Raw genomic sequence first — 25,340 nt, forward strand, 5'->3', positions numbered from 1 at the left:
AGTCAAGAGGACATGAAACACCGACAAATCTTATACAACTATTTAAAGCAAGTATTAAAGGAGTCATATGATTTTAACCACAGCCAGCTTAGTTGGCGACAAGCGCGTCGTCCAGCATCTCGGTATTGTCAGTGGCGAAGCGATTCTAGGGGCAAATATTTTTCGCGATTTCTTTGCCGGCATTCGGGACATTGTCGGTGGTCGCTCGGCAGGTTACGAGCGATCGCTCAGAGAAGCGAAAGATACTGCTATGCGCGAGATGATTCAGCAGGCTGAAGCTCTCGGTGCTAATGCGGTAATTGGCATCGATATCGATTACGAAACCATTGGTGTTGGCAATGGCGGTAGTATGTTGATGGTAGCAGTCAGCGGTACTGCTGTCGTGTGCCAGTAATCATGTCGATCCCTCTACTTCAAATGGAGCTAAGCGGATTCGAACCGCTGACCCCCTCAATGCCATTGAGGTGCTCTACCAACTGAGCTATAACCCCGCACAAATGCGTTTTTTATTATGCCTTAAATCTCTCTTTGCTGTCAATGCGCACTATTCAATCATTTTAAGCATTAATATCCGCGTGCTAAGTAGCTCATGCAGTTTCCCATTAAAAAGTAGACAACTAACATGGCTGCGGCACTAGCTGCCACTAACACCCCTGCCAGCATCATCGAAAATTCCTTCTTCGCAAACGCCTCTTCCATCAGGTGGAGCGACCAAGCTACTAAAGCTACGTCAAAAATGAGAATAACTGTCAGCATTTTTTAAGATATTTTAAAACATATTTCATATATCTTAACTAATTCTCAGGAACCTGGTCTTAATTAGAGGTTAAGTTTTTCTTGCTACAGAAATTTGGCAAATTTATAATACCAATTAGATCTAATTAAGACGTATGGGACAATTGCGATCGCTCAAATAAGATTTGATTTGTCCTACACTCAGTTGACCGTAATGCAGCAACGAAGCTAACAAAGCAGCTTCAGCTCTCCCCTGAGTCAAAGCAGTGTAGATATGCTCGCAGTTCCCCGCACCACCAGAGGCGATAACTGGGATTTCTACAGATGAGGCGATCGCGCCAGTTAATTCTATGTCATACCCTGCTTGAGTGCCATCGGCATCCATACTCGTTACCAACAACTCCCCAGCACCCCGTTGGGCGACTTCCTGCGCCCATTGCAGAGCATCTATGCCAGTGTTCTCCCGCCCACCACGAACGTAAACGTCCCAGCCAGGATTATTGACATCCTGCCGTCGCCGTGCATCAATAGCCACTACTATACACTGATTGCCAAAGCGATCGCTGGCACGATTAATTAGGTCTGGGTCTTTAACTGCGGCGGAGTTGATGCTAACCTTATCTGCTCCCGCTCTTAACAAATTTTTAATTTGTTCTAAGGATTGGATGCCCCCGCCGACAGTGAGAGGAATAAACACTTGCTCGGCAGTGCGATAAACTACATCAAAAATAATGTCACGGTCTTCGTGGGTCGCAGTAATATCCAGAAATACCAACTCATCCGCCCCAGCTTCGTTATAAACTTTAGCCAACTCCACCGGATCGCCTGCATCTTGGAGATTGACAAAGTTTACCCCCTTCACAACCCGCCCCGCCTTTACGTCCAAGCAAGGCAAAATTCTTTTAGCTAACATAGTTCGCCTTTCCAATGACTCCAGAGATTATACATATATAAATGGTGATGGGTAATTGGTCATTGGTAATTAGTGGTTGTTGGTTGATAGTAGACGTTACACTGACCAATGACTAGTTATCAGTTATCAGTTATCAGTTATCAGTGAAGAAAGGAGTCAGGAGTTGATTAATCTCCTCAGCTCCCTCAGCAACCTTGCGCTTCCTCAGCTCCCTCAGCTCTCTTCTTCCCCTAGCCTCTAGCCCCTAGCCTCTAGCTCCTAGTTATGGCAATTATCTCCTCTAAACAACCGTCAGAACCTTCTAAGCCTGCAAAAAAGCAACAGAAGAAACCTCAACCTCAGCCTGTCATAGAGGATTTGTTGCAACCGCAGGCAACTGTGGAGGAACAAGGCAAACAAGAACAAAGCTTGCGCCCCCATACCTTTGCCGATTACATCGGGCAGAAAGACTTGAAGGAGGTACTATCAATTGCGATTCAAGCCGCTAAAGCAAGAGGAGAAACTCTAGATCATTTATTGTTATATGGTCCGCCTGGATTGGGTAAAACTACGATGGCGCTAATTTTGGCGGGAGAAATGGGAGTAGACTGCAAGATTACTAGCGCCCCAGCTTTAGAAAGACCTAGAGATATTATGGGTCTGCTGGTGAGTCTCAAACCAGGAGATATTCTATTTATTGATGAGATTCATCGCCTGTCGCGGATGGCAGAGGAAATTTTGTATCCGGCGATGGAAGATTATCGTCTAGATATTACGATCGGTAAAGGAGCGAGTGCCAAGACTCGCAGTATCACGCTACCTAAATATACTTTGGTAGGAGCGACAACCCGCGCTGGGGCGCTATCTTCGCCATTACGCGATCGCTTCGGTTCGGTGCAGCGGTTGCGGTTCTACGAACCAGAGGAGTTACGTAAAATTGTCTTGCGGACGGCTGAGTTATTGCAAACACCAATTAGCGATGACGGGGCGTTGGAACTTGCCAAGCGATCGCGAGGTACGCCCCGTATTGCCAACCGCCTGCTAAAACGAGTGCGAGACTATGCCGAAGTCAAGGCAGCAGGTACAATTACGCAAAATGTAGCCGCAACAGCTCTAGAATTATATCAGGTAGACCCTTGCGGTCTAGATTGGACAGACCGAAAAATGCTGAGCGTGACGATCGAACAATTTAATGGTGGACCCGTGGGTATTGAAACCCTAGCAGCGGCGACGGGTGAAGATATCCAGACAATTGAGGAAGTCTACGAACCTTATCTGATGCAAATTGGTTACTTACAACGGACTCCTAGAGGTCGCGTCGCCACTCCTGCGGCATACAAGCATTTAGGTTTGAAACTACCCAACGAACAACTCTCGTTACTATCGCGGTCAGATTTATGATTTACAACCCCAGTTGGACGCGCTTCAATACGGACAAGATTGAGTTTGTCAGTGCCAATCTGCGCGTCTGCGTGCTGACACTTTTACTCAGTGCGCTATTCATAGTAGGGTGGGTAGAACCAGCTGTTGCCCAATCACCACCGCCAAATCTGAGTGCAGAACAGTTACAAAATCTAGAGAAATTGGCGAACGAGGCTTTTACTCTGACTGAAAAAGGTAACTTTCCCCAAGCTGAAACTTATTGGACGCAAATTATCGAAGAATTTCCCACCAATGCGGCAGCTTGGAGTAACAGAGGCAATTCTAGAGTTAGTCAAAATAAATTAAATGAAGCGATCGCCGATTATAACAAAGCAATCGAACTTGCCCCAGGCGTGACCGATCCTTTCTTAAATCGCGGTGCGGCTTTGGAGGGTTTGGGAAAATGGGAAGAAGCGATCGTCGATTATAATCATATTTTAGAAATCGATCCTAACGATGCAATGGCATATAACAATCGCGGGAATGCTGAAGCAGGTTTGGGACAATGGGAAAAGGCGATCGTCGATTACAAAAAATCTGCCGATACTGCCCCTAATTTTGCTTTTGCCCGTGCCAATTATGCCCTAGCTTTATATCAAGATGGTCAAAAAGATAAAGCCCTGCGCGAACTGCGAAATATAATTCGCAAATATCCTCAATTTGCCGATGTTCGTGCTGCTTTGACTGCTGTACTTTGGGAACAGGGAAATAAGGGAGAAGCAGAAAGTAACTGGGTTGCTGCTGTAGGCTTAGACCCTCGTTATAAAGACATTAACTGGGTCACAAAGATTCGCCGTTGGCCCCCCACTATGGTTGCAGCTTTAGAAAAGTTTCAACAGCTTAAGTAATAATATAGGTTGTCTTTTTCTTGACCTGCTTTTTGTTTATGTCTAAAAGCTTTAGAGACTATATACTTCTTGAAGTGTGCAACAAAAACTAAAGCTTTACCTGAGTTTGCACGATAGCAGCCTTTAGCACGTAAATAATGACATGACTCTAATTGCTCGAAAACTTAGCTAATTTGTTAAAATCACACGTAGAGGCTCGATATTCAAAAAACAGAGTTTATGTCAATTGTCATTTCTCTGAGTCCAGAAGTAGAAGCGCAACTGCGGGAAAAAGCAGCACAACAAGGACAAGATGTAAGTATTGTTGCGGCTGAATTGATAACTGACATTTTAAAGTGGGAGTTGCAAGACTCTGAGGAAGCTATCGCAGGTATTCAGCGTGGATTAGATGATTTTGAAGCGGGACGTTCCCGTGCGTTTCAAGAATTTGCTGAGGAACAGCGCCTTAAATACAACCTGTCAACTGATTTGTGAGTTATCGTATCGAAATTTCTAGTGTGGCAGAGGGATAAGTAGATAGTGCATTTCTACGAATATCTCAAATAGCATCATTATTTTAGTCAAGAAATTCGTCAACTTATCTACGGTAAAGGTCGTAATTCGTACCGTATTCTTTTCACTATTATTGAGAATAATGAAGTGGCTACAGTTCGCATTCTCCACATCCGACATGCTGCACAACAGACTTTAGGAGAAGGTTAAAAATATATAAGGGCGCACAGATGTACGCCCCTACGAATGTATTGTAGATCGATGCTTATCCTACAGGTAAAGAAGGGCGATCGCTCATTAAAGCTTTAGTACTCGATTCACCCGCACGTTGGATTTGGCGCGTCATGCGAATCGTACAGAGAGTGACTGCACTCCACTGTCCTAATAGCGCCAAAAAGATGGTTGTATTGCTGGCTTTTTCTAACGCAAACCAAGCAAAAGGAGTAAACAACCATAACCCAGGAATTTGTTGTGGTGCGATTGATAACACGGTGAGAATGGCTGTGGGTAATAAAATGACCGCACCCAAAGCCCCAGCAATCCACAAACCTTGCTTTTGCGCCCGCATAAATGTTAAAAGTTGGGCGATCGCAGCACAGATCAGTAACAAATTACCACCAATAACCATACTCAAGAAAGCAGGCTGTTTGTCAATCGGTTGTAAGACAAAGGTAATCCAAAGAGTTAAAGTCGTAGCAGCAATAGCTAAGTTTAGTGCGATCGCGACTATAGCTGGGCTTTTTTCTCCCCACGTCAAATCTTTGACTAGCAAAGAACTCAAGAACTTTTGACGATTGCTAACTCTTTCCCGTCGATATCTTGCCCAATCTTGCAAGGTTTGACGCTGCGGCGTGAGAGTTACAATCAAACAGATAAACAATACCAAGTTGTAGACAAGCAATTCTTGAAAGTTATGCCCGAGATTGGTTGAATATCGGTATTTAGGTGTTGTAGCAGCAAATGCAACTAAGATCGTCTCCAAACTTGCCACCATCAAGTAACTTTGACTCTTACTAAAAATGGTTTTACTAGGATTATGGAACCGACGCTGCAAAGCTTGCCAAATCCAGTACGTCCCAACCCCAAAGTTGAGAACTGCCAAACCCAATGTTGCCCACAACGCATCGCCTATAGGCAGATAGAATAGTTCTAAATCTGCCGTGCTAAGCAGCGACAAACTATAGTTTTCTAGTTCAGTTGCCTTAGCGATTTGCTCAAAAATCAAAAATGGTGAAAACAAATTTAGCCAGTCTGACGGTGTATGAAGTACAGGTTTGGCAGTGGCAATAAATAGACACACAAATGCTGCACCGCTACCTAACCAAGCTTGAAATCCACCTAGCCAAGCACTCACTAAACCAAATAGTAAAGCAGCACTGAAAAAGAAAATACAGCTAGCAATTACTAGTCCGTAAAAGCTGAAAATTAAACTTAGAGGAACGTGCGCCCCAATGCCGGCGATTAAATGCAGTGGTACAGCCAGACCCACCACAATATACAGCAAACTTGGTACACCCAATAGTTTGCCAATTAAAATACTTTTAGCTGATTGAGGGCTGAGGCGAATAAAATTGAGCGTGTCTCGACGTTCTTCATTAGCTAAGTCACTAATCAGCGTGTAAGTGCCTGCTAAAATGAGGGCAAAAACACCAAACTTACTGACAGTGTAAAATACATCCCACCACCACATCTGCCAATTAATCAAAAGATTTCCCGCAGCATCTGTGAGACATTCAGGTATGGAATATTCCCACTGGTCGCCAGTACATAAAGGATGACGAGTTGGCATTGACCAACCTTGACTAGCAGATGGTAATTTTGCTTGAAATATGCGAAATAAGAAAAATTGTCCCAGTAAAGAAATAACTGTCGAAATAACTAAATTACGCGGTTTAAATCTCCCTTTAATCTCCCGCAACAACTGAGGGTTTTTATCCCCCAATTTTTCTATCCAACTTAATCTCATAAGAATAAATCTCCCGTTCTGGTAATTGGTAATTGGTAATTGGTAGTTGGTAGTTGGTAGTTGGTCCTTTATTAGCTGTCACTTCTGAGTTTTAGCTTTTGACTTTTGACTTACCCCTAACCCCTAACCCCTAACTCCTAACCCATAGTTAAGACGCTTGCTGGTGTCCTAGTTTAAGGAAAATTGTTTCTAAGTCTTCCTGAGTACAATGAAATTCAGATAAAGGAACGCCAGCTGCAATTAGCGATCGCAATAAATCCGCACAGTCTTCCTGATTTCCAGTAAAATCTATCTGCACCCGCTGTCCTCCCGGTAACACCTCCCATCCCGCTACGAGGGCGTGATTATTCAATTCTGCTGTTAATCTTTCGATTTCTCCCAAGGTTGTTAAGAAAATTTGCTGGCGGGCGAGTCGCTGATATAACTGACTCAAGGTCGTACTTTCGACCAAAAAGCCCAACTCCATAATGCCCACAGAAGTGCATAACTCTGCTAAGTCGCTTAAAACGTGGGATGAAATCAAAATCGTCATTCCCGCTTCTTGCAATACCTTAATAATTTCCCGAAATTGCCTTCGGGCGATTGGGTCAAGTCCCGAAACGGGTTCGTCTAATAGTAATACAATCGGTTCGTGGATGATTGTTCTTGCCAAACTCAGGCGTTGCTTCATTCCCCGCGACAGGGTAGCAATTAAACTGCGGCGTTTTTGACTCAATTGGACGAGTTCTAAGACTTCTCGCAAGCGTTGACTGCGGCGCGGTTCTTTCAACTTGTACAGCCGCGCAAAATAGTCTAGGTAGTCCCAAACGGTGAGATCGTCGTAGAGGGGAAAATCGTCGGGTAAGTAACCCAAGCGTTGTTTGAGAGTAGAATTGTCGCGATCGCCTACCAAGCGATCGCCATTGATGTATATTTCTCCCTTAGTTGGTTCCTCGGCTGCTGCTAACATCCGAATTAGCGTTGTTTTACCTGCACCGTTCGGTCCAATTAAGCCGTAGACTTCCCCAGCCTGAACTTGTAAATCGACGTCGTTCACCGCAATGTGGCGATCGAATTGTTTCGTCAGCCCACAAGTGCGAATTGCCAGTTCGTTGAGCATGGGTGCTAAGTTTGGGAGACAAAAGGGTGAGTCAGCGTCATGAACGCAACTTCACTATCGGATAGCTTAGCTTGCTTGGATCTATTTTGTCAGTAGGGTTAAATGCCGATTGTGACAAAAAAAGTCGGAAGTCGTAGGGGCAGTTTTTTTTGCAGATCCCTGAAACAACAAATAATTATTCTGATAAACCCGCCCGTATAGAAGTCGAAAGTCGCAGGGTGCTGGAATTTTACATATCTAGTACAACTGCTGTATCGTATTTATCACTGATTGTAAGAAATAGATTAACTCAGAATTTTTCATGCGGCGAGATTCGATATTCAACAAACTTTTTCAACAATCTCCTACTTTGCTATGGCATTTTACTACGACCATCGAGAAGAAATCGATCTGCGGATCGCTGAAGCAGAAGCTATAGCAAAAGCAGAACGAAGAAAAAATCCTTCGCTGTTGCAAGCAAAGCTTGATGCGGCGAGAAATTATGTCTGAGTGCATTTGGTTCCATCTGGATGAAAATGTCGCTTGATTTACTACCAACCGATCGAGCCAATAATTGTAAAAGGTTCACCCCTTTGAAGTCTTAATCTTCCATCGTTGCATCAACTTCATGCTATTGAGATTGGGATGCTATTTGTGCTCAGGTCAATCTTTAAGTCGATCTCATCAATTGTGTATCGAGTTCTGAATACTGAGAAAACAAGCTGTCAATACTGGCTAGCTTCGCTTTATAAACTAGTGCTGTAGCAATAATTAAACGATCGAAGGGGTCTTTGTGAACAGGCGATCAGCTAACAGCTTGGTAAGCGATTTTGGCAGTCAGTGGAAACAAGGTAATACCTGTTGGTTCCAAAGCATCCTCAAGCCAGCGATCTACGCTACAAGGCAATTCTAGTCGCCTCCTTTGCTGTGCTAAAGCGACCTCATAGCAGGATACAGGTGAAACACCTACTTGGTCAGCAGTTTCGATCGCCTCTCGCCAGTGAGATGGAAATAGCTCGAATTCCTGGGTGACAAACCAAATCCAAATATGAGTATCTAGAACAATTACTTGAGACATTCCCAGTCTTGTTCTTCAATCACAGGACTAATCAAATCAGCCAAGGTTTTACCTTTACCTGCGATTGAAGCAGGAGGAGTCCGACGCTTTACTGATGGCGTGGTATCTTCTAAAATCGTCACAATTACACGGGCAGATGATGGTTTCGGCTCGTCTGTTAACCATTTTAGTTGACCATTTTCAATCATCGCTACGTAACTTTTAAGCATTGTTATGTCAATATCTTACAAAAATTATTTTATGACCTTACGATTGAGTCTACTGACTTTATGAACTATGCTTAATATGCAAACTATCTGTTAGTTTTTCTGGTAGCGATCGCCAACGAAAAGTCAAAAGTTAAAAGTCAAAAGTCAAAACGTCTTCGATTCGCAATGGCGATCGCTGTTTGAGCGAAGCAGAAGCGGAACGGCAACGGGCAGAACAGCTAGCCCAACGACTGCGGCAGCTAGGAGAGGAGTTGTAGGGGCGATCGGCTAGATCGAGCTAGTTGAATTTGTTGTTTAGGTGTGAAGTTAAGGTTTCTTAACTAAGTACTTCTCGATATCATCCAATACGGCATGAGATGCAAAAAAATCAAAGCCGTACCAAGTATGGAAATCAACAAGATACACTCGATCGCGTTGAACAGCCTTAATCTTTGACCATAGAGGTTTGCGTTGAAAATACTCAAGGGTAGAGCGATCGTTTTCTCTGTATGTTCCAATAAAAAGAACATCGCTATCAATTTCGGCTAAACTTTCCTCAGAAATTGGTAATGCTAGCTGATTAGACAATTTAGGAGACAATAACCCAATATCGTTCAATATTGTGCCAGAAAAGGAATCTTTAAGATTAAGATATAATCCATTACTAACATGGACAAATGATGCATGAAATGGCTGACTGTAGTTTTTTTGTGGAGCGTCGTGCAAAGTAACTAATGCCTGTTTCAGTTTTTCCACTCTTTGGTAGTATCCATTTAAAAGTTGCTCGGCTAGTTCTGTTTTTCCAAAAACCTTTGCAGTTTCTTTCAAGTGTTGTTTCCAATCTCGTGAAATTTCTGCCCAGGGAACTAATACAGTAGGAGCAATTTGTGACAGTTGCTTGTAAATTCCTCGCATTGAAGGATCGGAAACACTAATAATAAAGTCGGGCTTAATCAGCAGAATTTTCTCTAAATTGGGCTGACTAGAAAAACTATGTAAAGCAATGCCTTCGATTTTCTCTGCTAAGTGCGGAGTAGGTTCTAAGATACCCTCTCTAGGAGACCATATTCCTGCGGCGATCGGCTTGATACCCAAAGCAACGGTGTCAGCAAGACTCAGAACATCTAAAGCAAAAATTCGTTGAGGATTGAGCGGAACGCAGGTTTCTCCCATTGGATGTTGTACAATGCGACAATTTTCTGCTGAAGCTGGAGATCTGGCATCTTGGTAGCTACTCTGGCTACAGGCACAAACCAGCACAAATGTGATAATTCCCAGACAGAGCAGATAGGTGAGATGATGTAAAAACCTCTTCATGAAAACCCTAATTCAAAACTCCCAGGAAATTGTTCCTTGCACGGTGAATGGCGTACCAGGATGAACGCGCAACCGATTGAAAGCACTTTCAAAATAATCAATGTCGAAGAGGTTGTTGAAATTGAGAGCAGCACGGAATGCGTCTCGCTTGTAGAAGATAGCAGCATTTGTTATTAAGTAGCTGGGAACTTCAAATGTATTCTCTCTATCTCCGGCGCGATCGCCTACATAGAAAAGTCCTAAACCAAAACCCAAACCTTGCAAGTCTCCTTGTTGAATTTCATAAGTTGTCCACAAGCTAGCAGCATGAGGAGTTGAAAGTTCTACACGGTTGCCTACTGGAATGACGTTATCTTCTGTGACTTCTGCATCGTTGTAAGCATAACTAGCAAAAATATTCCACCCTGGTAAGATTTCACCTGCAAGATTAAGTTCGATGCCTCGGCTGCGCTGTTCCCCTGTTTGAACCTCGAAGCCTATATTATCGGGATCTTCGGTTGTAACATTTGATTGGGTAATGTTATACCACGCCAATGTGGTCGAAAGTCTGTCGTTCAAATCTGCTTTAACTCCGATTTCAAACTGAGTCCCTCTAGTCGGCTCAAATTCTCTACCGTCAAAAGATTGACCGATGGATGGCTCGAACGAGCGACTGTAGTTAGCGTAGAGGGAAATAGGCGGAATTGGCTGATATAAAATACCCAAACGGGGACTAAAAGCATCTCCCGACTGATTTGTTTCTGTATCGGCGATCGAGTCTGTGTCAGTTTGCTCAAAGATATCGAATCGACCGCCTAAAAGTAGCTTTAAGTTGTCCGTAATTGTCACTCGATCCTGCACTATCAAACCAAGTTCTTCTGTCTCGTTCTTGTTATCATATTCAGACCCAGGTATGACTGCTCCAGGTGGTTGACCGTAAATTGGATCGAACAAATCGAGGGGAGCGATTTCTCTATTTTGACCGCTAAACTCACCAGTTACTCTACCCAAATCCAAGCCAAACAATAACTGATGCTGGATTGAACCCGTTGCGAAATTACCAATAACATCGGTCGAAAGCCTATAGTCGCTCTGCTCAGAACGCTCATTTAAATATATTCTCTCAAGTGTCCGGTTATCAGGTAAAAGCGCAGTAGGGAAAGTTCCTCCCTTACCATCATCACCGAAGTAAGCAGAAAAGTATCTAGTATATTGAAAGGCATTTCTTAACGACCAATTCTGATTAAATTTATGCTCTAATGTGTATCCAATTCTGGAACTTTCAGCATCAAGAGTACCTTCGTTGACGTTGCGATCGCGGGGTATTTCTCCATTAGGATTAGAATCTATAGTTCCAATTAAGGGCAATCCAAAAGTAATGGAGTCAAATTTGACATCTGCGTAGCGACCTTCAAGGGTTAATTTTGTATTTTCTGTGAACGCAAAACTCACTGCCGGAGCAATTACTAGACTTGTAGTGTTGGTCAAGTCAGTAAATAAGCCCTGATCTCGATAAGAAGCATTCAATCGATACAGGACATTCTTAGATTCGTCTAATGGTCCAGATAAATCCACTTCACCACGATAAAAATCAAAATTACCAATGGTTGCCTCGACGAAGTAGTAAGGATCGCGTAGGGGCTGTTTTGTCACCAGGTTGACCGTACCCCCTGGCGCTGATGAACCGAATAAAATCGAGTTGGGACCCAGAAGGACTTCGATCCTGTCATATCCTGTCAGGTCAGATCCAATGGTAGAAGAATTTAAAGAATCTTTGAAACCGTTTACCGTTACTGGGGTAAAAAATCCCCGAACTTGTAACCGCAATGAGTCAAAGTTAGTAGGAGCAGAATTACGGACACTTGGGGCATTGAGGAGCGCACTAGTAAGGTCGGCGCGTTGATCGCGTAGCACTTCTTGGGGAATGACTTGAATCGACTGGGGAATCTCCCGCAAGGGTGTGTCGGTTCGAGTTGCAGTCGTCGTATCAGGGACGTTATATCCTGCTTCCTGCTGCCCTGTAACGACAATTTCTTTTTCCTCGTCTTCCCCTACCACTGGTTTATCAGTTTCGCCCGACGGTGCTTGAGGTTTTTGCCCTTGCGGTGTAGAAGCTGCACTGGCAACGCCGAAAATTAAACCCTCCGTCGGACTGTCGTACAACTGAATCGCTGGTAAACCCGTTGCACCTGTCACTGTCACCCGAATATTGTTACCAGCAGTCTGAGTCACGCTGACGCGAGTAATGCCACTGGCTGGGTTATCTTGGCGAAATTCTTGTCTTTGGGGTAGAGCTAATACGGCATCGGGAATGTTAGCAATATATGACTTACCTAAAGCGATCGCCCTTGGTTGGAGTGCTTTACCTTGCGGAGTCTCTAATATTACCTCAATTCCAGTTTCAGTAGGGTTGAGTCTCACCCCTGTGACTTGAATTGGAGATTGGGCGAGTTGTCGATTCCCCCAACCCCCCTTATTAAGGGGGGCATGAGATTTCGCGTTTTCCCCTTTTGCTTCGTTGCCTGTCTCTTCTGCCACAGCAGGCGGGGCAACTAAGCACAGAACAACACCAGCCATCAACACCGATCGCCACAGATGATTTAACATCACACCGCACTAAAATTAAGAATCTTTTGCAATAGTAAGAGACTACCGAAGTCACTGCGATCGCAAAAGATACATTGGTGGGCTAGCGGGAACTTTTTTGGTGGGTTAGACGGAGCATTTGTGTCGCATGAGAAACTCTCTAGGGCTCACTCCAAACTGCTTGCGGAAAGCCGCAGCAAAGTGATGGCGATCGCTAAATCCCACCGCTTTCATCACTTCTGATACTGCCATTTGTCCTGTTGTTAGCAATTGACGCGCCTGCTCTAGTCGATATTTATGCAGATAGGCAAACACAGTTGTACCAAAAACCTGCCGAAATCCGCGCTTGAGCGTGTATTCATTCAGCTGTGCCTGCCTCGCTAAATCAGGTAAAGAAGGCGGCTGGTGTAGGTTTTGCAACAGCAGCGTTCTGGCGTAGTGAATCCGCTCCAAAGTTCCTGCATTTAGTGGCTTAATAGTCCGTTCTCCCATCTGTATTTCGCTTTCTTGCCCCAAAACCAGACTGACTAACTCTAGTGCTTTGCTCTCCAGATACATTCGCTTCATAATTCCCTGAAACGGACACTGCAAGATTTGCCACATTACGCTTTCCATTGAGGGGGTAATCTTAGCAACGCGGGTGTAGCGTTCTCGCTCATTAGGTCTAATGAGTTGCTGAAGTCCCACAGGCAATTGTCCGTTGGAATTACCAACGAACGATCGCAGCGTTTCGGGCTGCATGTAAACCGTCACCTCCAAAGCCTTTTGCTTTGGACCAACGTTCGATTCTTTCGGCGCAAGTCCGCTACCGTAAAGCGCAAATTCTCTGTCACCAACGATTGTCTGTTTATCCTCATGCTGTCCAGACAGATGACAGTGAAATTTTAATCGGCTTGGGAGTTCGGGGCAATGGAGAATCAGGCGATCGCACAAGCGAAAATTTGAGATTTCTAACCCTAACCCTTGACGCAACTCGATCCACCGCATGTATCCATGTCCGACTAGCTTAGGAAGTTGCCAAGTAACATCTAACGGGTCGAGCGGATCGTATTGGGCAGTTTCGTTTACTTCTTGTTGCAGATCTTCCCATGCTTGCAGCGAGATGGTGATGGTCATTATATTGCTTGAGCAAGTGATATTTGCAAATCAATAGCAGATTTTTCTTAATAAGAAACTTTATTATTTAGTGAGTCAGAATAGCAAGTGGAGCAGAGTATAATCCAGAATTTGCGCTCCGTTTCCCTGCTACGATAGTTAACCCGACAAGACTTTATCCAAATCACCCAATATGTCACAGCAGCAATACCGAATCGCGCTTTTACCTGGGGATGGCATTGGTCCCGAAATCATCCAAGTAGCGGTAGAGGTGCTAAAGCTAGTGGGAGAACAACTTAATATTGGATTTGCGTTTCAAGAAGCCTTAATTGGTGGTGCAGCGATTGACGCTACAGGCGAACCTCTACCAGAGAAAACATTAGAAATTTGTCGTAACAGCAATGCGGTATTGTTAGCTGCGATCGGTGGTTACAAATGGGATAACTTACCGCGCCACCAGCGCCCTGAAACGGGGTTATTAGGGCTGCGATCGGGTTTAGGTCTATTTGCCAATTTGCGCCCCGCCAAGATTCTGCCACAGCTAATTGATGCCTCTTCCCTGAAACGAGAAGTCGTAGAAGGGGTAGATATTATGGTGGTGCGAGAACTGACAGGGGGAATTTACTTCGGACAACCCAAGGGCATTTTTTCCAGCGAAACAGGAGAAAAGCGGGGAGTTAATACGATGGCTTACGCCGAGTCAGAAATCGATCGCATCGGACGAGTTGCATTTGAAACGGCGCGAAAACGCAGGAACAAACTCTGTTCTGTCGATAAAGCGAACGTGTTGGAAGTTTCTCAACTGTGGCGCGATCGCATCACTGCCCTTGCCTCAGAATATCCCGATGTCGAACTCACTCACATGTATGTCGATAACGCTGCCATGCAGCTAGTTCGCAACCCGAAACAATTCGACACAATAGTTACAGGCAACCTTTTCGGTGATATTCTCTCAGACGAAGCAGCTATGCTGACAGGTAGTATCGGGATGTTACCCTCCGCTAGTCTAGGTTCTAGTGGTGCAGGAGTTTACGAACCCGTCCACGGTTCCGCCCCCGATATAGCCGGACAAGACAAAGCAAATCCTCTAGCACAAGTTCTCAGTGCTGCTATGATGTTACGCTACGGCTTAAACCAACCAGAGGCAGCCGATCGCATCGAGCAAGCAGTATTAAGAGTTTTAGACAGAGGCGATCGCACGGGCGATATCATGTCCCCTGGTATGAATTTACTGGGCTGTCGGGCAATGGGTAAAGCACTGATTGAGGAATTAACCAAAGGATGATAGGTAATTGGTTATTTGTCATTGGTCATTGGTCATTGGTCATTAGTCATTGGTAGTGATTCTTCATTGATAACTGACAACTGACAACCAAAAAGGGTGACAAACCTAGATGCACCAGCTATAACTTAAGAATAATTTTAGATAGAGATGGAGCAATTTTGTGGTATATGCTGGATCGCGGAGAACTGAAGACCCCTCTCATCCCCTAAATTACCCTGTGTTGATCGACCCTACAATCTTGAAAGTAGCTCGTCAAATTTACCGCGACTACTGCGAAACTCACGCCTCAAATGCCAAGCGCCCATCAGGAGTTGTTGTCAATCAATTAACTTATCAGGGTAAGGTTCTCTTTTCCACTCAACCGATCCTGTTACCCCAAGAACGCTTCATCCCCATCGCCCAAATCGAAGCAGAAAACCCATAAGTTAAGTTGTAAGTCGTAAGTCGTAAGTCGTAAGTTAGAACTTACTGCACTCTTACCCCTTACCCTTGATTCCTTACCCCTCATAAATGGATACTCTCCTTGCCATACCAGTTGCAGTTATAGTTTTTGCTCTTGGAGCGTCTATTGGTAGCTTCATCAATGTTGTAGTTTATCGCGTACCAGCAGGGTTATCCGTTCTCTATCCGCCTTCTCGCTGCCCTCATTGCTTGCATCGGCTAGGAAAAGAAAATTTACCAGTGCTAGGGTGGCTGTTACTGCAAGGGCGCTGTAAGTACTGTAGAAATCCAATTTCCATTCGCTATCCACTTATTGAAGCAGTCACGGGACTGCTATTTCTATCAATTTTTTGGACGTTTGATATTTCAGCTCAAACCCTCGGTTATTGGGCTTTTGCCAGTTGGTTGCTGGCACTATCGCTGATCGATCTAGATACGATGACATTGCCCAACCCCCTAACACAATCGGGATTAGTTCTGGGTTTGATATTTCAACTAGCTATGGGTTATTTAGTTCAAGGCACTTGGGCAGGAGCAATTCATCAACTCATGGCTGGTGCGATTGGAGCTGTATTGGGAATTTGGTTGTTTGATGCCATTATCATCGTGAGTTCCATCTGTCTCGGACAAACCGCAATGGGTGGAGGGGATGCGAAATTAGCCGCCATGATGGGTGCTTGGTTGGGCTGGAAATACTTACTCTTATCGGGTTTTCTGGCTTGTGCTTTGGGTGCATTTGTCGGCGGAGGCGCGATCGCCCTTGGGATACTCCATCGCCGCCAACCAATGCCTTTCGGTCCCTTTCTCGCCCTCGGCGCAGTCATCACCGTGTTTGCTGGTGAAGCCATTCTTTCGACTTACTTCCGGTTGATGTTTCCTACTATGTAGGTATGTAGGGGTGACTGTATAGGGGTGAGGAGTGAGGAGCGAAGGAAAGAAGGTGGTGCGTGATGAATGGGGTGTAGGGGAGCCAGTGCGGTGCGGGGGTTCCCCCGTTGAAGCAACTGGCGTTGTGGGGTGTGGGGTGTAGGGTGTAGTAAGTAGTATTTTTGCTCTCTTCTCTCCCTTGTCCCCCTTGTGCCCCTTCGCCCCCTAATCCCCACTCCCTTCGGTCGTGGGGAAGAGCGAGTTCCCCCTTGTCCCCCTCACCCCTAGCCCCTGATTCTGGTAACATGATCTTGTGAACTGGATGACGCTAAGGACGACGAGTTGGCGCTGGGAAGCAGAACTGATGCAACAGCTCTTAGAGGCGCATGGCATTCCAACACGGATATTAGATTTGGGTAGTACAAGCTATTTTGGTGCAGGCAGTCCTGCCGCTTTGCAAGTCTATGCAAAGGATCGGTGGACTGCCTTACTGCTATTGAGTCCAATTGAAGAGGAGTAAAGTAGCACTAAAAAATGTCAGAATATCTAAGTTTAAGTTTAATAACACGAGAGTAACTAAAGTAACCAAAATAAGGTATCGAAGTTACAGAAACTAGAAGTGTAGGGCATAAACGCTGTTTACAAATTTCATAACTGGTAGAAGATCGAGATAAACATGGCTACTAACGACGAATCTCGCGGTTTAATGTCTTTACTTGACTGGTTTGCCAATCGCCGCAAATCTGGTTCTATTAGTCAAGAACGGCACGAGCGTGACATTGCTGATGGATTGTGGAATAAATGCCCTGAATGCGGGGTTCTGGCTTACAACAAGGATTTGATGGCAAATCAAATGGTTTGTTTGGAATGTGGGCATCATATGCGGGTAGATAGCAACGAACGTATCCGCCAGTTGATCGATGCCAACACCTGGAAGCCAATTGATGAGAATTTGCGTCCCGCCGATCCACTACAATTTCGCGATCGCAAAGCCTATAGCGATCGCTTACGGGAATACCAAGAAAAAACTGGTTTAAATGATGCCGTGCAAACAGGTTTCGGTAAAATTGACGGTTTACCAGCAGCCCTTGGCGTGATGGATTTTCGCTTTCTCGGCGGTAGTATGGGTTCGGTGGTAGGTGAAAAACTCACCCGTTTAATTGAACAAGCAACCCAGAAGCGATATCCTGTAGTAATTGTCTGTGCCTCTGGTGGTGCGAGAATGCAAGAGGCAATGCTCAGCTTGATGCAGATGGCAAAAATTTCCGCCGCCTTAGAACGTCATCGCGCTGCCCAATTGCTATATATTCCAGTATTAACCAATCCAACGACTGGCGGCGTGACTGCGAGTTTTGCCATGTTAGGCGACATCATCTTGGCAGAACCAAAAGCAACAATCGGTTTTGCCGGACGACGGGTGATCGAGCAAACCCTGCGTCAAAAACTCCCAGATAATTTCCAAACGGCTGAAGACGTACTAGAACACGGTTTCGTCGATGCGATCGTTCCTCGTACCCAACTTAAGAAAACTTTGGCTCAGTCGATCGCCCTACATCAACCACTTACTACTGCTCCAAATCTGGTACATCTAGAAGGCATAGCTCTTAGTTCGAGTATTTCTAGCTAAATTAGCGTCTAGAGGTTAAGGACTAGCACGCGAAGTCAGAAGTCGTAGGGGCGGGTTTTTTCAAGATATCTACGAAAGAACAAATAATTCTATGGCTAAATCCGCCCGTACAGAAGTCAAAAACCTTGGCAAGCGGTTGCGAAGGGTTTTCTGTGTATTAAAGCTGCGCAATTCTACTAATATTAGATGCTGTGATTCAAGGGCTATTTGTTTTTGCTGTTCTGCATAACGGCAGAAGCAAAGTTTTCTGTCTCGTCTAGCCACAGAGTTTGCTAGTGGAAACTTTTAACAGTAAATTTACAATTCTTCATATAAAATTCATAAATCCGTCTTTCCCTAGCCCCTAGCCTCTAGTTCTCAGTCCCTTCTTCTTCCAGGTTTAGGAAACAAATTGTGCAGTGACATGGTATTCATACATAATTAGAGCGTCTGTCTCAATCTCTAATTGTTTCTAAACAATCGTTCATTATGGGTTTTGCCGATTTGTCCATTGCAGAAATCGCAGCGGACTATAACCTTCCCGCAGTGGAGGTCATGGTTTTGTGCGATCGCTTGGGAATAGCTTATAAAAATCCTCAGACCCGTCTAGCTTTGGAAGATGCTAAGGCAGTTATCAGTCAAATTTTGTCTCAAAGGCAAAGCTCTGAAGCTAGCGATCGTCAGTGAAATCGAACTAGAGATTGAGCAAACCGGAACAAGTGCTGTGTTGAGCGTCCAAATTTTAGGAGAACCATGTTCAAAAGATTAATCGGGCTAGTAATGGCGACTGTGATGTTAGCATTTGGGCTAGTTGTTGGCAGCGCCGCCGCAGTTGAGATGAGCGAAGCTATCCGTACAGTGCCACTGAATGACAAGGGTGACACTACGGTACTGAGCCTCAAACAGGTGCAGGAAGGCAAACGCCTATTTAACTACGCCTGCGCTCAGTGTCACGTTGGTGGTGTAACCAAGACTAACCAAAACGTCGGGCTAGACCCGGAAAGTCTAGCCGGAGCTTCTCCATCCCGCAACAACATTGAAGGGTTGGTAGATTATATGAAAAATCCTACTACCTATGACGGAGAGGAGGAAATCGCCGAAATCCATCCCAGTATCAAGAGTGCGGATATTTACCCAGCGATGAGAAATTTACGGGATGAGGACTTAACAGCGATCGCCGGACATGTTCTGCTTCAACCAAAGATTTTGGGTGACAAGTGGGGAGGCGGCAAAATCTATTATTAAGTTGTTTGTCATTTGTCGCGTGTTGTTTGCCATAAACTGGTGACTCATGACTGTTAACCATTGACCATGAACCAATGACCTATCGTTTGTTTGGCTGTCTGTTTTTTTCTCTCATAGTTTGCCTGGGAGTGCTACTGCTGCCAAGTACTCCTGCTCAAGCTGCGATTGACTCCTACGTGGCTCGGTATTTACATGTCACTGAGCCAATCGATTTGGAAGTGAGCGATCGCGAGACTCGTTCGTTTTCACCAGAAGAAATATCCCAAGGGAAGCAGTCTTTTTCACAAAGCTGCCAGACTTGTCACGTTGGTGGTAGCACCATATCTTTTCCAGAAGTTTCACTCTCTTTGGAAAAGCTGAAAGGAGCCATGCCATCGCGGGACAATATTAACGGTTTAGTTGCTTATATGCGTAAACCAATGACTTACGACGGCAGCGAGGAAACTTACTGGTGTCGCGAAGTCCCTGAAAGCTGGTTGACACAAGCACAAGTGGAAAATCTAGCAGCTTTTATTTTGACAGCAGCCAAAAAAGCTCCTGGCTGGGGTACAGAAACCTTCTAATTTTGTAGAAGTCAGGAGACAGAAGACAGGAAAAATTTAACATAGGCAGTATAAGGGGTGTTGTGTCCGCTTTACAGTAGCGGTGCAATGCCCCTTATTGTTGGAATCAGCAGATTGTCAATATGAACTGCTTAACGCGGTAGTATTGCAAACGAATTAACTGCAGCTCCTGTCGCACCTCTGATTCTAGGTGGATTCAGGACTAAAGGAAACTCGTAAACGCCCTCTTGAGCCAATGCTTGTGATAACTCTTCTAGATTTAAATTTTCTACAATGTAGATTCCGTTATCTGCAATTAGCGTGCGATGCACTGGAAAGACCGTTCCTGTGGCGGGAAGCACCTCAAAGACTAACTGATCGTCCCCTACCAGAAAAACTTTCTTCTTCGCCAGCCAACGAGCCGCTGCTTCGCCTGGACCTGGAAGAGGTTCTGAAAACTTTGTCGGTTCGGTGTTGAAAAACTTCCCATAGCCAGTCCTAATTAATACTGAGTCACCCGATTGAATTTCAACTCCTTCCGCTCGCGCCGTTGCTTCTAGGTCTGCGACAGTAATCTCCTGTCCCGCTGCAAGTGTCTCCACTCCTTTGAAACGGGCAACATCCAGTAAAACTGCTCGGTTGACAAACTGCTCTTTCGGGTAGGCTTCGACTCCTAGCTTTGTCAGTCCCAGATCGCTTTCGCTAGTTGCAGCATCTATGTCCCCAAATAGCTTGAGATTATTTGAAATATGACCGATCGCATCGATAGTGGGTGCGCCATGTTGTCCGCTAAAATCCATCTTATCTGTGGCAAAGCCAATCCCACCCGAAACCGTACCAAAAGTCTGAGTGTGTCTCGCTAATAGACTAATTGAGTAAGGGGTATTTGTCGGAAACAACGGCGAATTAGTATCCCAAGTGAAATTCAGTTCAATTATTCTAGCTGCACTCACCGATTCAATCAGTCTATCGAAAGCTTTTCGACGATTTTTCGCCCGACTCTCTTGTTTTGTCAAAACAGGCAGAGAGGCAAAAAAGTTGTTTTCATTGTTTACCCCTTCATCAAGGGCAATGCGATCGCTTGTCACAGAACTGACTCGTTGTGGCTGAGTTGTAGCGGCTACCACGAACGAGTGAGTCAGAATTACGCCAGCAGAAAGAATCAATATCCCAATCAAAAACAGATATCGCTTCATAAAAATTAGCTGATTTAGATAACGCAGTAACTCTGTATTAGAGTAGCTAGATTATTCCATATATCTTGAAAAAATACCGCGTTTCTAAAAGTAGTTCTCAATCTCCTCATAGAGATATCTAAAGTTTAAGCCCAGGGTAGACTGATAACTGATAACTGATAATCGATCGCCGACTATGAGGGAACAAAAACTATTTGAGGAGCTAACAAACATACATCATCCGTTTGAACTAAACGCCCGATACCCAAAAAGCGATCGCCCTCATTTTCAACTCGTAAACAAGTATCGTTTGTCATAGTAACGGGAACTTCTGGGTAGGGAATTTTTTGACCCAAACACCACTTACGCGCAACTGGCTCTGATAAATTAACGCTAGGAAGATGTTGTAAAGCTTTAGCAGGAGGAATAGGCTCGAATGTGCCTCGCTCTAGCTGTGTGGCTAATTCATCTAAACTGAGACTTGCAGCAATTTCAAAACCGCTACTACGAGTACGAGTTAATGCTGCTAGCGTTCCACCAGTACCTAACGCCGCACCTAAGTCCCGCGCGATCGCCCGAATATACGTTCCCGCACCACAAGCGATCGCCACTTCCAATTTCGGAAAATCTCCCGCTTGCCAGTTTAAAATTTCAATCTTATATACCTCTACCGTGCGCTCTGGCACGTCTACTTCCTCTCCTGCTCGTGCCAAGTCATACAACCGCTTTCCCCCTACCTGGATGGCGCTATATTTGGGTGGTATTTGAACGATCTTGCCTTGAAATTGTTTGAGTTTTGGAACAATCTGCTCTAGGCTTAGATCTGTTGCTGGCTGGGAAGTCAGGATCTCTCCTTCTAAATCGTCAGTTGTGGTTGTGATGCCAAGTTGAATCGTAGCTCGGTAAGCTTTGTCTTGAGGCAAAAACTGTAATAACCGCGTAGCTTTGCCGATCGCAATTGGCAAAACGCCACTAGCCGCAGGGTCTAGCGTACCCCCATGCCCTACCCGCGACGTATGCAACAATCGCCTGACCCGCGCCACGCAGTCATGGGAAGTCCAATCTAGCGGTTTGTTTAAATTAATAAATCCTTGCACGAATTAGTTGTCAGTTACTTTAGTGACTTATGACTTACGACTGCTCTTACCTAGCAGGTTTGACTACTAATACAGAACAAGGAGCATTTTCCACTACTTGACTGCTAACAGAACCTTGAATGATTCGTTTTACTCCAGTCAAGCCGCGACTGCCGATCGCAATTAGGTCAGCTTGATAAATGTTTGCTAACCGAATAATTTCTTCAGCAGGATCGCCCGTAACGATCTCGATGATGCTTTCTCCTGGTATTTTTGCTTGGTAAGATTGCAGTTGCTTTTCTATTTGTAAATAGGGTAGTCCTTCCGCTACGGCTTGGGGGCGATCGCTGACAACTTCTTGACTTAACTCGACCGCAGGGACAACATGCGCGAGAACCACCTTTGTCGTCTGCTGGAGTTGCAGTTCTTCCAAACTCTGAATCACTCGTTCCTGAATTTCCGAACCGTCAAGAGCCACTAAAATCGTCTTTAGCACCGCCAAACCTCCCATACTACAGTTACCAGTTATCAGGTATCAATTCTCAGTTTGCAGTAAATCGTGGTGCGCGGTCACTGGTGACTGTTTACTGGTCACTGTTCGCTGGTCACTGTCCATCCTTTTCACCAGTTCCGATTTGCCAATCTCCCGCCTGCAAATCTTGCATTCGCAACCGCACAGAATCAGCGTGAGAAGGCAGTCCTTCGGTTGTTGCGAGGGTATCAATTGCCCCTGCAACTTTTTGGAGTGCTTCCGGCGTGTACTGAATCACACTAGAGTGTTTGAGGAAAGTTTCTACCCCCAAAGCGGAAGCATAACGAGCAGCACCAGAAGTAGGTAACGTGTGGTTGGGACCGGCTAAGTAGTCTCCTACAGCTTCTGGGGTAGAATTACCCAAGAAAATCGCTCCTGCATGGCGGATCTGCTCTAACAGCGCCCAAGGATCGGCTACTTCTAATTCTAGGTGTTCGGGGGCAAACTCGTTCGATAGTTGAGCCGCAGTATTGAGCGAGTCCACGACTGCGATCGAACCATAGTGGGCGATCGCTTTTTCCGTCAGCGTCCGGCGCGGGTGATTGACTAACTGGCGCTCGACTTCTGTTTGAACTTGCTTAGCCAAACTCGCATCTGTCGTTAACAATATTGCCGCTGCCATTGGGTCGTGTTCTGCCTGGGCTAACAAGTCGGCAGCAACGTGGACGGGGTTAGCCTGTTCGTCGGCAATAATTAGGACTTCCGAAGGTCCGGCTAAAGAATCGATTCCCACCGTACCGTAGACGAGTTTTTTCGCTAGCGTCACGTAAATATTACCAGGTCCCGTAATCACATCGACTTTCGGCAGTGTTTCCGTACCGTATGCCAAAGCCGCGATCGCCTGCGCTCCCCCGACGCGATAAATTTCTTCAATTCCTGCTTCCTGAGCCGCCACTAGCACCGCCGGATTCATGGTTTTTCCCATCCCTGGCGGAGTGACGATGACACAGCGCTTCACCCCAGCCACTTTTGCTGGAATTGCGTTCATCAACACCGTACTGGGGTAGGCAGCTCGCCCTCCAGGGACATACAGCCCCGCGCTATCCACTGGGGTGTATCGCTTACCTAATACCACCCCGTCCTCGTCGAAATGTACCCAAGATTTAGGGACGCGCTGGCGGTGAAATGCCTCGATCCGCCGACAGGCGAGCTGGATAGCGCTGAGTAATTCTTGAGACACCTGTTGGTAAGCCGCATCCAGTTCCGAGCCGCTCACGCGCAGGTCTTCTGGTTTCAGCGTTTGTTGGTCAAATTCTTCAGTGTAGTGAATTAAGGCGCGGTCTCCTTGGCGCTTCACGGTCTGAAGCACCTCCCGAACCGTCGCTTCCTTATGAGCCACTTGTTCGTCGTGGGTGCGATCGCAGATCCGCTGGAGTTCGGCTCTTACCTCAGCCTGCTGAGTGATGATTCGCAGCATGGAGTTCGGGATGCTAATCTAGGAATTGCCTGCTGGGGAACAAAACTATACTATATCCGCCTGACGGCGATTATGGTTTATTTGTTCTTGCTTCTCTAGCTTAACCTGGATTTTTAGTAGAATCGCAATCTTGTCAATCTAGGTGCTATATTAGTACATCTAGGATTTTGTCTAATTTACGTTCCCTAACTTAACTGTGGCTAATACAAAGTCTGCTATCAAGCGCGTTCAAATTGCCGAGCGTAATCGGCTGCGGAATAAAGCATATAGCTCAGCAGTCAAAACGCTGATGAAAAAGTATTTCAGTACTCTGGAAGCTTACGCCGCCAATCCTACTCCAGAGCTGAAGCAAGAAGTCCAACAACGGATGTCGGCAGCATACAGCAAAATCGACCGAGCCGTAAAGCGGGGCGTACTCCATCGTAATAATGGAGCTAGGAAAAAATCCCGTCTGGCTAAGCAACTCAAGCAGTACGAAATGGCTAAAACTAGTGGTTAGTGGCTAGTGGCTAGTGGCTGGTTTTAAGTACTTGCTACTCCCTACGACCCGAATCCCTACTCCCTAGTTATGCAATTGATCGACTCTCACGTACATCTCAACTTCGACGTGTTTGAACCGGATTTGGCAGCCGTGCGATCGCGATGGCAAGCAGCAGGAGTCGTACACTTGGTTCATTCCTGTGTCGAACCAGCAGAATTTGCCAGCATCAGGGCGATCGCGCAGCAATTTCCTGAAGTCAGCTTTGCCGTGGGGTTACATCCACTAGATGCCCACAAATGGACGGAGAGTATGTCAACAGAAATTTTGTCCTTGGCGTGTAGTAACGATCGAGTCGTGGCAATCGGCGAGATGGGACTGGATTTCTATAAAGCAGAAAACCAAGAGCAACAGCGAGAAGTATTTGAAGCGCAATTGGAGATCGCAGCTACCCTCAACTTACCTGTTATTATCCATTGTCGGGAAGCAGCCGCACAAGTTAGAGAGATATTACAGTTGATGAAGCAGCGTCACGGCGAGAAAATTCGCGGGGTCATGCATTGCTGGAGCGGAACTCCAGAGGAAACTGCCTGGTTTCTAGATTTGGGGTTTTATATAAGTTTCAGCGGCATTGTCACGTTTAAGAATGCTCGTACCGTTCAAACAGCAGCACAGATGGTAAGCAGCGATCGCCTGTTGATTGAAACTGATTGTCCGTTTTTGGCTCCAGTTCCCAAGCGAAAAGAGCGACGCAACGAACCGGCTTTCGTCTGGCATGTCGCTGAGTTTCTGGCTCACCTGCGCGGGGTTGAACTAGAAGAGATTGCAGCTCAAACAACGGCTAATGCTTGTCAACTATTCGGTTTGTCGGCGTGAACTAGCGATGAGAACAACGGCTCGGATTCGCTACACCTGCTGTCATAGGTATATTAAAAACGCCATAATGGTTAAGGAGCATGTATGAAACAATTTTTTAGCCCACCGCACAAAAGTTGGGAAT

General features: G+C 45.5%; 28 protein-coding genes, 1 tRNA gene and 2 pseudogenes. 16 read left to right on the top strand and 15 right to left on the bottom strand.

Features of this window, described 5'->3' with window-relative positions:
- Positions 1–67 precede the first annotated feature (67 nt).
- A complete protein-coding gene (locus M5J74_RS02315) occupies positions 68–394 on the top strand; it encodes a heavy metal-binding domain-containing protein (RefSeq protein WP_015152521.1) in 327 nt (108 codons plus the stop codon).
- Between the two features lie 24 nt (positions 395–418).
- Here M5J74_RS02315 and M5J74_RS02320 read toward each other — a convergent pair.
- The 3 genes from M5J74_RS02320 to hisF form a co-directional block, all read right to left on the bottom strand.
- Positions 419–491 (bottom strand) — tRNA-Ala (locus tag M5J74_RS02320).
- 73 nt (positions 492–564) lie between these two features.
- Positions 565–756: a hypothetical protein gene (locus M5J74_RS02325; RefSeq protein WP_015152522.1), complete on the bottom strand. Its 192-nt coding sequence runs from the start codon at positions 754–756 to the stop codon at positions 565–567.
- Positions 757–877: 121 nt separating this feature from the next.
- Positions 878–1,648, bottom strand: a complete 771-nt coding sequence (gene hisF / locus M5J74_RS02330; protein WP_106168149.1) for an imidazole glycerol phosphate synthase subunit HisF — start codon at positions 1,646–1,648, stop codon at positions 878–880.
- A gap of 264 nt (positions 1,649–1,912) precedes the next feature.
- On the opposite strand from hisF, the gene ruvB reads away from it, so the two are divergent.
- The 4 genes and pseudogenes from ruvB to M5J74_RS33225 all read left to right on the top strand — a co-directional run.
- Positions 1,913–3,028, top strand: a complete 1,116-nt coding sequence (gene ruvB, locus M5J74_RS02335) for a Holliday junction branch migration DNA helicase RuvB (RefSeq protein ID WP_015152524.1) — start codon at positions 1,913–1,915, stop codon at positions 3,026–3,028.
- On the top strand, positions 3,025–3,897 hold the full coding sequence (locus M5J74_RS02340) for a tetratricopeptide repeat protein (protein ID WP_250015201.1): 873 nt from the start codon (positions 3,025–3,027) through the stop codon (positions 3,895–3,897). Before ruvB ends, M5J74_RS02340 begins: the two co-directional genes overlap by 4 nt.
- 219 nt (positions 3,898–4,116) lie before the next feature.
- Entirely contained in the window at positions 4,117–4,371 is a 255-nt protein-coding gene (locus M5J74_RS02345) for a hypothetical protein (RefSeq protein WP_250015203.1), read from the top strand.
- A 78-nt stretch (positions 4,372–4,449) separates the two neighbouring features.
- Positions 4,450–4,599, top strand: a pseudogene (locus tag M5J74_RS33225) (type II toxin-antitoxin system RelE/ParE family toxin); the annotation flags it as partial.
- 55 nt (positions 4,600–4,654) lie between these two features.
- Here the strand turns inward: M5J74_RS33225 and M5J74_RS02350 are convergent.
- Both M5J74_RS02350 and M5J74_RS02355 read right to left on the bottom strand, forming a co-directional pair.
- A complete protein-coding gene (locus M5J74_RS02350) occupies positions 4,655–6,331 on the bottom strand; it encodes a hypothetical protein (protein ID WP_250015205.1) in 1,677 nt (558 codons plus the stop codon).
- A gap of 172 nt (positions 6,332–6,503) precedes the next feature.
- Positions 6,504–7,454, bottom strand: coding sequence for an ABC transporter ATP-binding protein (locus M5J74_RS02355; protein ID WP_106168154.1), 951 nt, complete (start codon positions 7,452–7,454; stop codon positions 6,504–6,506).
- Positions 7,455–7,808: 354 nt separating this feature from the next.
- On the opposite strand from M5J74_RS02355, the gene M5J74_RS32470 reads away from it, so the two are divergent.
- Complete coding sequence (locus tag M5J74_RS32470) at positions 7,809–7,943, top strand: hypothetical protein (RefSeq protein ID WP_256498658.1); 135 nt, start codon at positions 7,809–7,811, stop codon at positions 7,941–7,943.
- A gap of 160 nt (positions 7,944–8,103) precedes the next feature.
- On the opposite strand, the pseudogene M5J74_RS02360 reads toward M5J74_RS32470, so the two are convergent.
- The 5 genes and pseudogenes from M5J74_RS02360 to M5J74_RS02380 all read right to left on the bottom strand — a co-directional run bounded on the left by M5J74_RS02360 (position 8,104) and on the right by M5J74_RS02380 (position 13,697).
- Positions 8,104–8,511, bottom strand: a pseudogene (locus M5J74_RS02360) (type II toxin-antitoxin system VapC family toxin).
- Positions 8,499–8,720, bottom strand: coding sequence for a hypothetical protein (locus tag M5J74_RS02365; RefSeq protein WP_106168151.1), 222 nt, complete (start codon positions 8,718–8,720; stop codon positions 8,499–8,501). Before M5J74_RS02365 ends, M5J74_RS02360 begins: the two are co-directional and overlap by 13 nt.
- 306 nt (positions 8,721–9,026) lie before the next feature.
- Entirely contained in the window at positions 9,027–10,016 is a 990-nt protein-coding gene (locus M5J74_RS02370; protein WP_250015207.1) for an ABC transporter substrate-binding protein, read from the bottom strand.
- A 12-nt stretch (positions 10,017–10,028) separates the two neighbouring features.
- The gene (locus M5J74_RS02375) at positions 10,029–12,602 is read right to left on the bottom strand and encodes a TonB-dependent siderophore receptor (RefSeq protein ID WP_250015209.1); all 2,574 of its coding nucleotides are present in this window, start codon (positions 12,600–12,602) and stop codon (positions 10,029–10,031) included.
- Positions 12,603–12,707: 105 nt separating this feature from the next.
- On the bottom strand, positions 12,708–13,697 hold the full coding sequence (locus M5J74_RS02380; protein WP_250015211.1) for an AraC family transcriptional regulator: 990 nt from the start codon (positions 13,695–13,697) through the stop codon (positions 12,708–12,710).
- Positions 13,698–13,869: 172 nt separating this feature from the next.
- On the opposite strand from M5J74_RS02380, the gene leuB reads away from it, so the two are divergent.
- From leuB to M5J74_RS02395, 3 genes are all read left to right on the top strand, one after another.
- On the top strand, positions 13,870–14,961 hold the full coding sequence (gene leuB, locus M5J74_RS02385) for a 3-isopropylmalate dehydrogenase (RefSeq protein ID WP_250015213.1): 1,092 nt from the start codon (positions 13,870–13,872) through the stop codon (positions 14,959–14,961).
- A gap of 160 nt (positions 14,962–15,121) precedes the next feature.
- A complete protein-coding gene (locus tag M5J74_RS02390; RefSeq protein ID WP_015152535.1) occupies positions 15,122–15,385 on the top strand; it encodes a hypothetical protein in 264 nt (87 codons plus the stop codon).
- Positions 15,386–15,471: 86 nt separating this feature from the next.
- Positions 15,472–16,290 (top strand): A24 family peptidase, encoded by an 819-nt coding sequence (locus tag M5J74_RS02395; protein WP_106217218.1) that lies wholly within the window; start codon positions 15,472–15,474, stop codon positions 16,288–16,290.
- On the opposite strand, the gene M5J74_RS02400 is transcribed toward M5J74_RS02395, so the two are convergent.
- Entirely contained in the window at positions 16,283–16,576 is a 294-nt protein-coding gene (locus tag M5J74_RS02400) for a hypothetical protein (protein ID WP_250015214.1), read from the bottom strand. The two genes, M5J74_RS02395 and M5J74_RS02400, sit on opposite strands and share 8 nt — an antisense overlap.
- 6 nt (positions 16,577–16,582) lie before the next feature.
- Here M5J74_RS02400 and M5J74_RS02405 point away from each other — a divergent pair, with 6 nt between their 5' ends.
- From M5J74_RS02405 to psbV2, 5 genes are all read left to right on the top strand, one after another.
- Positions 16,583–16,789 carry a DUF2007 domain-containing protein gene (locus M5J74_RS02405; protein ID WP_041462322.1) on the top strand — a complete coding sequence of 69 codons (207 nt, stop codon included), beginning with the start codon at positions 16,583–16,585 and terminating at the stop codon, positions 16,787–16,789.
- Between the two features lie 156 nt (positions 16,790–16,945).
- Positions 16,946–17,896: an acetyl-CoA carboxylase, carboxyltransferase subunit beta gene (gene accD / locus M5J74_RS02410; protein ID WP_015152538.1), complete on the top strand. Its 951-nt coding sequence runs from the start codon at positions 16,946–16,948 to the stop codon at positions 17,894–17,896.
- A gap of 468 nt (positions 17,897–18,364) precedes the next feature.
- Complete coding sequence (locus tag M5J74_RS02415; RefSeq protein ID WP_015152539.1) at positions 18,365–18,562, top strand: hypothetical protein; 198 nt, start codon at positions 18,365–18,367, stop codon at positions 18,560–18,562.
- Positions 18,563–18,628: 66 nt separating this feature from the next.
- Entirely contained in the window at positions 18,629–19,120 is a 492-nt protein-coding gene (psbV, locus tag M5J74_RS02420) for a photosystem II cytochrome c-550 (RefSeq protein WP_106171078.1), read from the top strand.
- Between the two features lie 74 nt (positions 19,121–19,194).
- A complete protein-coding gene (gene psbV2, locus M5J74_RS02425) occupies positions 19,195–19,683 on the top strand; it encodes a photosystem II cytochrome PsbV2 (protein WP_015152541.1) in 489 nt (162 codons plus the stop codon).
- Between the two features lie 131 nt (positions 19,684–19,814).
- Here psbV2 and M5J74_RS02430 read toward each other — a convergent pair whose 3' ends face one another.
- The 4 genes from M5J74_RS02430 to hisD form a co-directional block, all read right to left on the bottom strand.
- Complete coding sequence (locus M5J74_RS02430) at positions 19,815–20,858, bottom strand: cyclase family protein (RefSeq protein ID WP_015152542.1); 1,044 nt, start codon at positions 20,856–20,858, stop codon at positions 19,815–19,817.
- 173 nt (positions 20,859–21,031) lie between these two features.
- Positions 21,032–21,934 (bottom strand): tRNA pseudouridine(55) synthase TruB, encoded by a 903-nt coding sequence (gene truB / locus M5J74_RS02435; protein WP_250015216.1) that lies wholly within the window; start codon positions 21,932–21,934, stop codon positions 21,032–21,034.
- Between the two features lie 46 nt (positions 21,935–21,980).
- Positions 21,981–22,409: a universal stress protein gene (locus M5J74_RS02440; protein ID WP_015152544.1), complete on the bottom strand. Its 429-nt coding sequence runs from the start codon at positions 22,407–22,409 to the stop codon at positions 21,981–21,983.
- Between the two features lie 109 nt (positions 22,410–22,518).
- Entirely contained in the window at positions 22,519–23,862 is a 1,344-nt protein-coding gene (gene hisD / locus M5J74_RS02445; protein WP_015152545.1) for a histidinol dehydrogenase, read from the bottom strand.
- Between the two features lie 196 nt (positions 23,863–24,058).
- Between hisD and rpsT the strand changes: the two genes are divergently transcribed.
- Together rpsT and M5J74_RS02455 are read left to right on the top strand one after the other, a co-directional pair.
- Positions 24,059–24,361 (top strand): 30S ribosomal protein S20, encoded by a 303-nt coding sequence (rpsT, locus tag M5J74_RS02450; RefSeq protein ID WP_015152546.1) that lies wholly within the window; start codon positions 24,059–24,061, stop codon positions 24,359–24,361.
- A gap of 69 nt (positions 24,362–24,430) precedes the next feature.
- On the top strand, positions 24,431–25,216 hold the full coding sequence (locus M5J74_RS02455; RefSeq protein WP_106216906.1) for a TatD family hydrolase: 786 nt from the start codon (positions 24,431–24,433) through the stop codon (positions 25,214–25,216).
- Positions 25,217–25,340: the final 124 nt, after the last annotated feature.

The organism is Chroococcidiopsis sp. CCNUC1 (assembly GCF_023546805.1).
Taxonomy (GTDB): domain Bacteria; phylum Cyanobacteriota; class Cyanobacteriia; order Cyanobacteriales; family Chroococcidiopsidaceae; genus Chroococcidiopsis; species Chroococcidiopsis thermalis.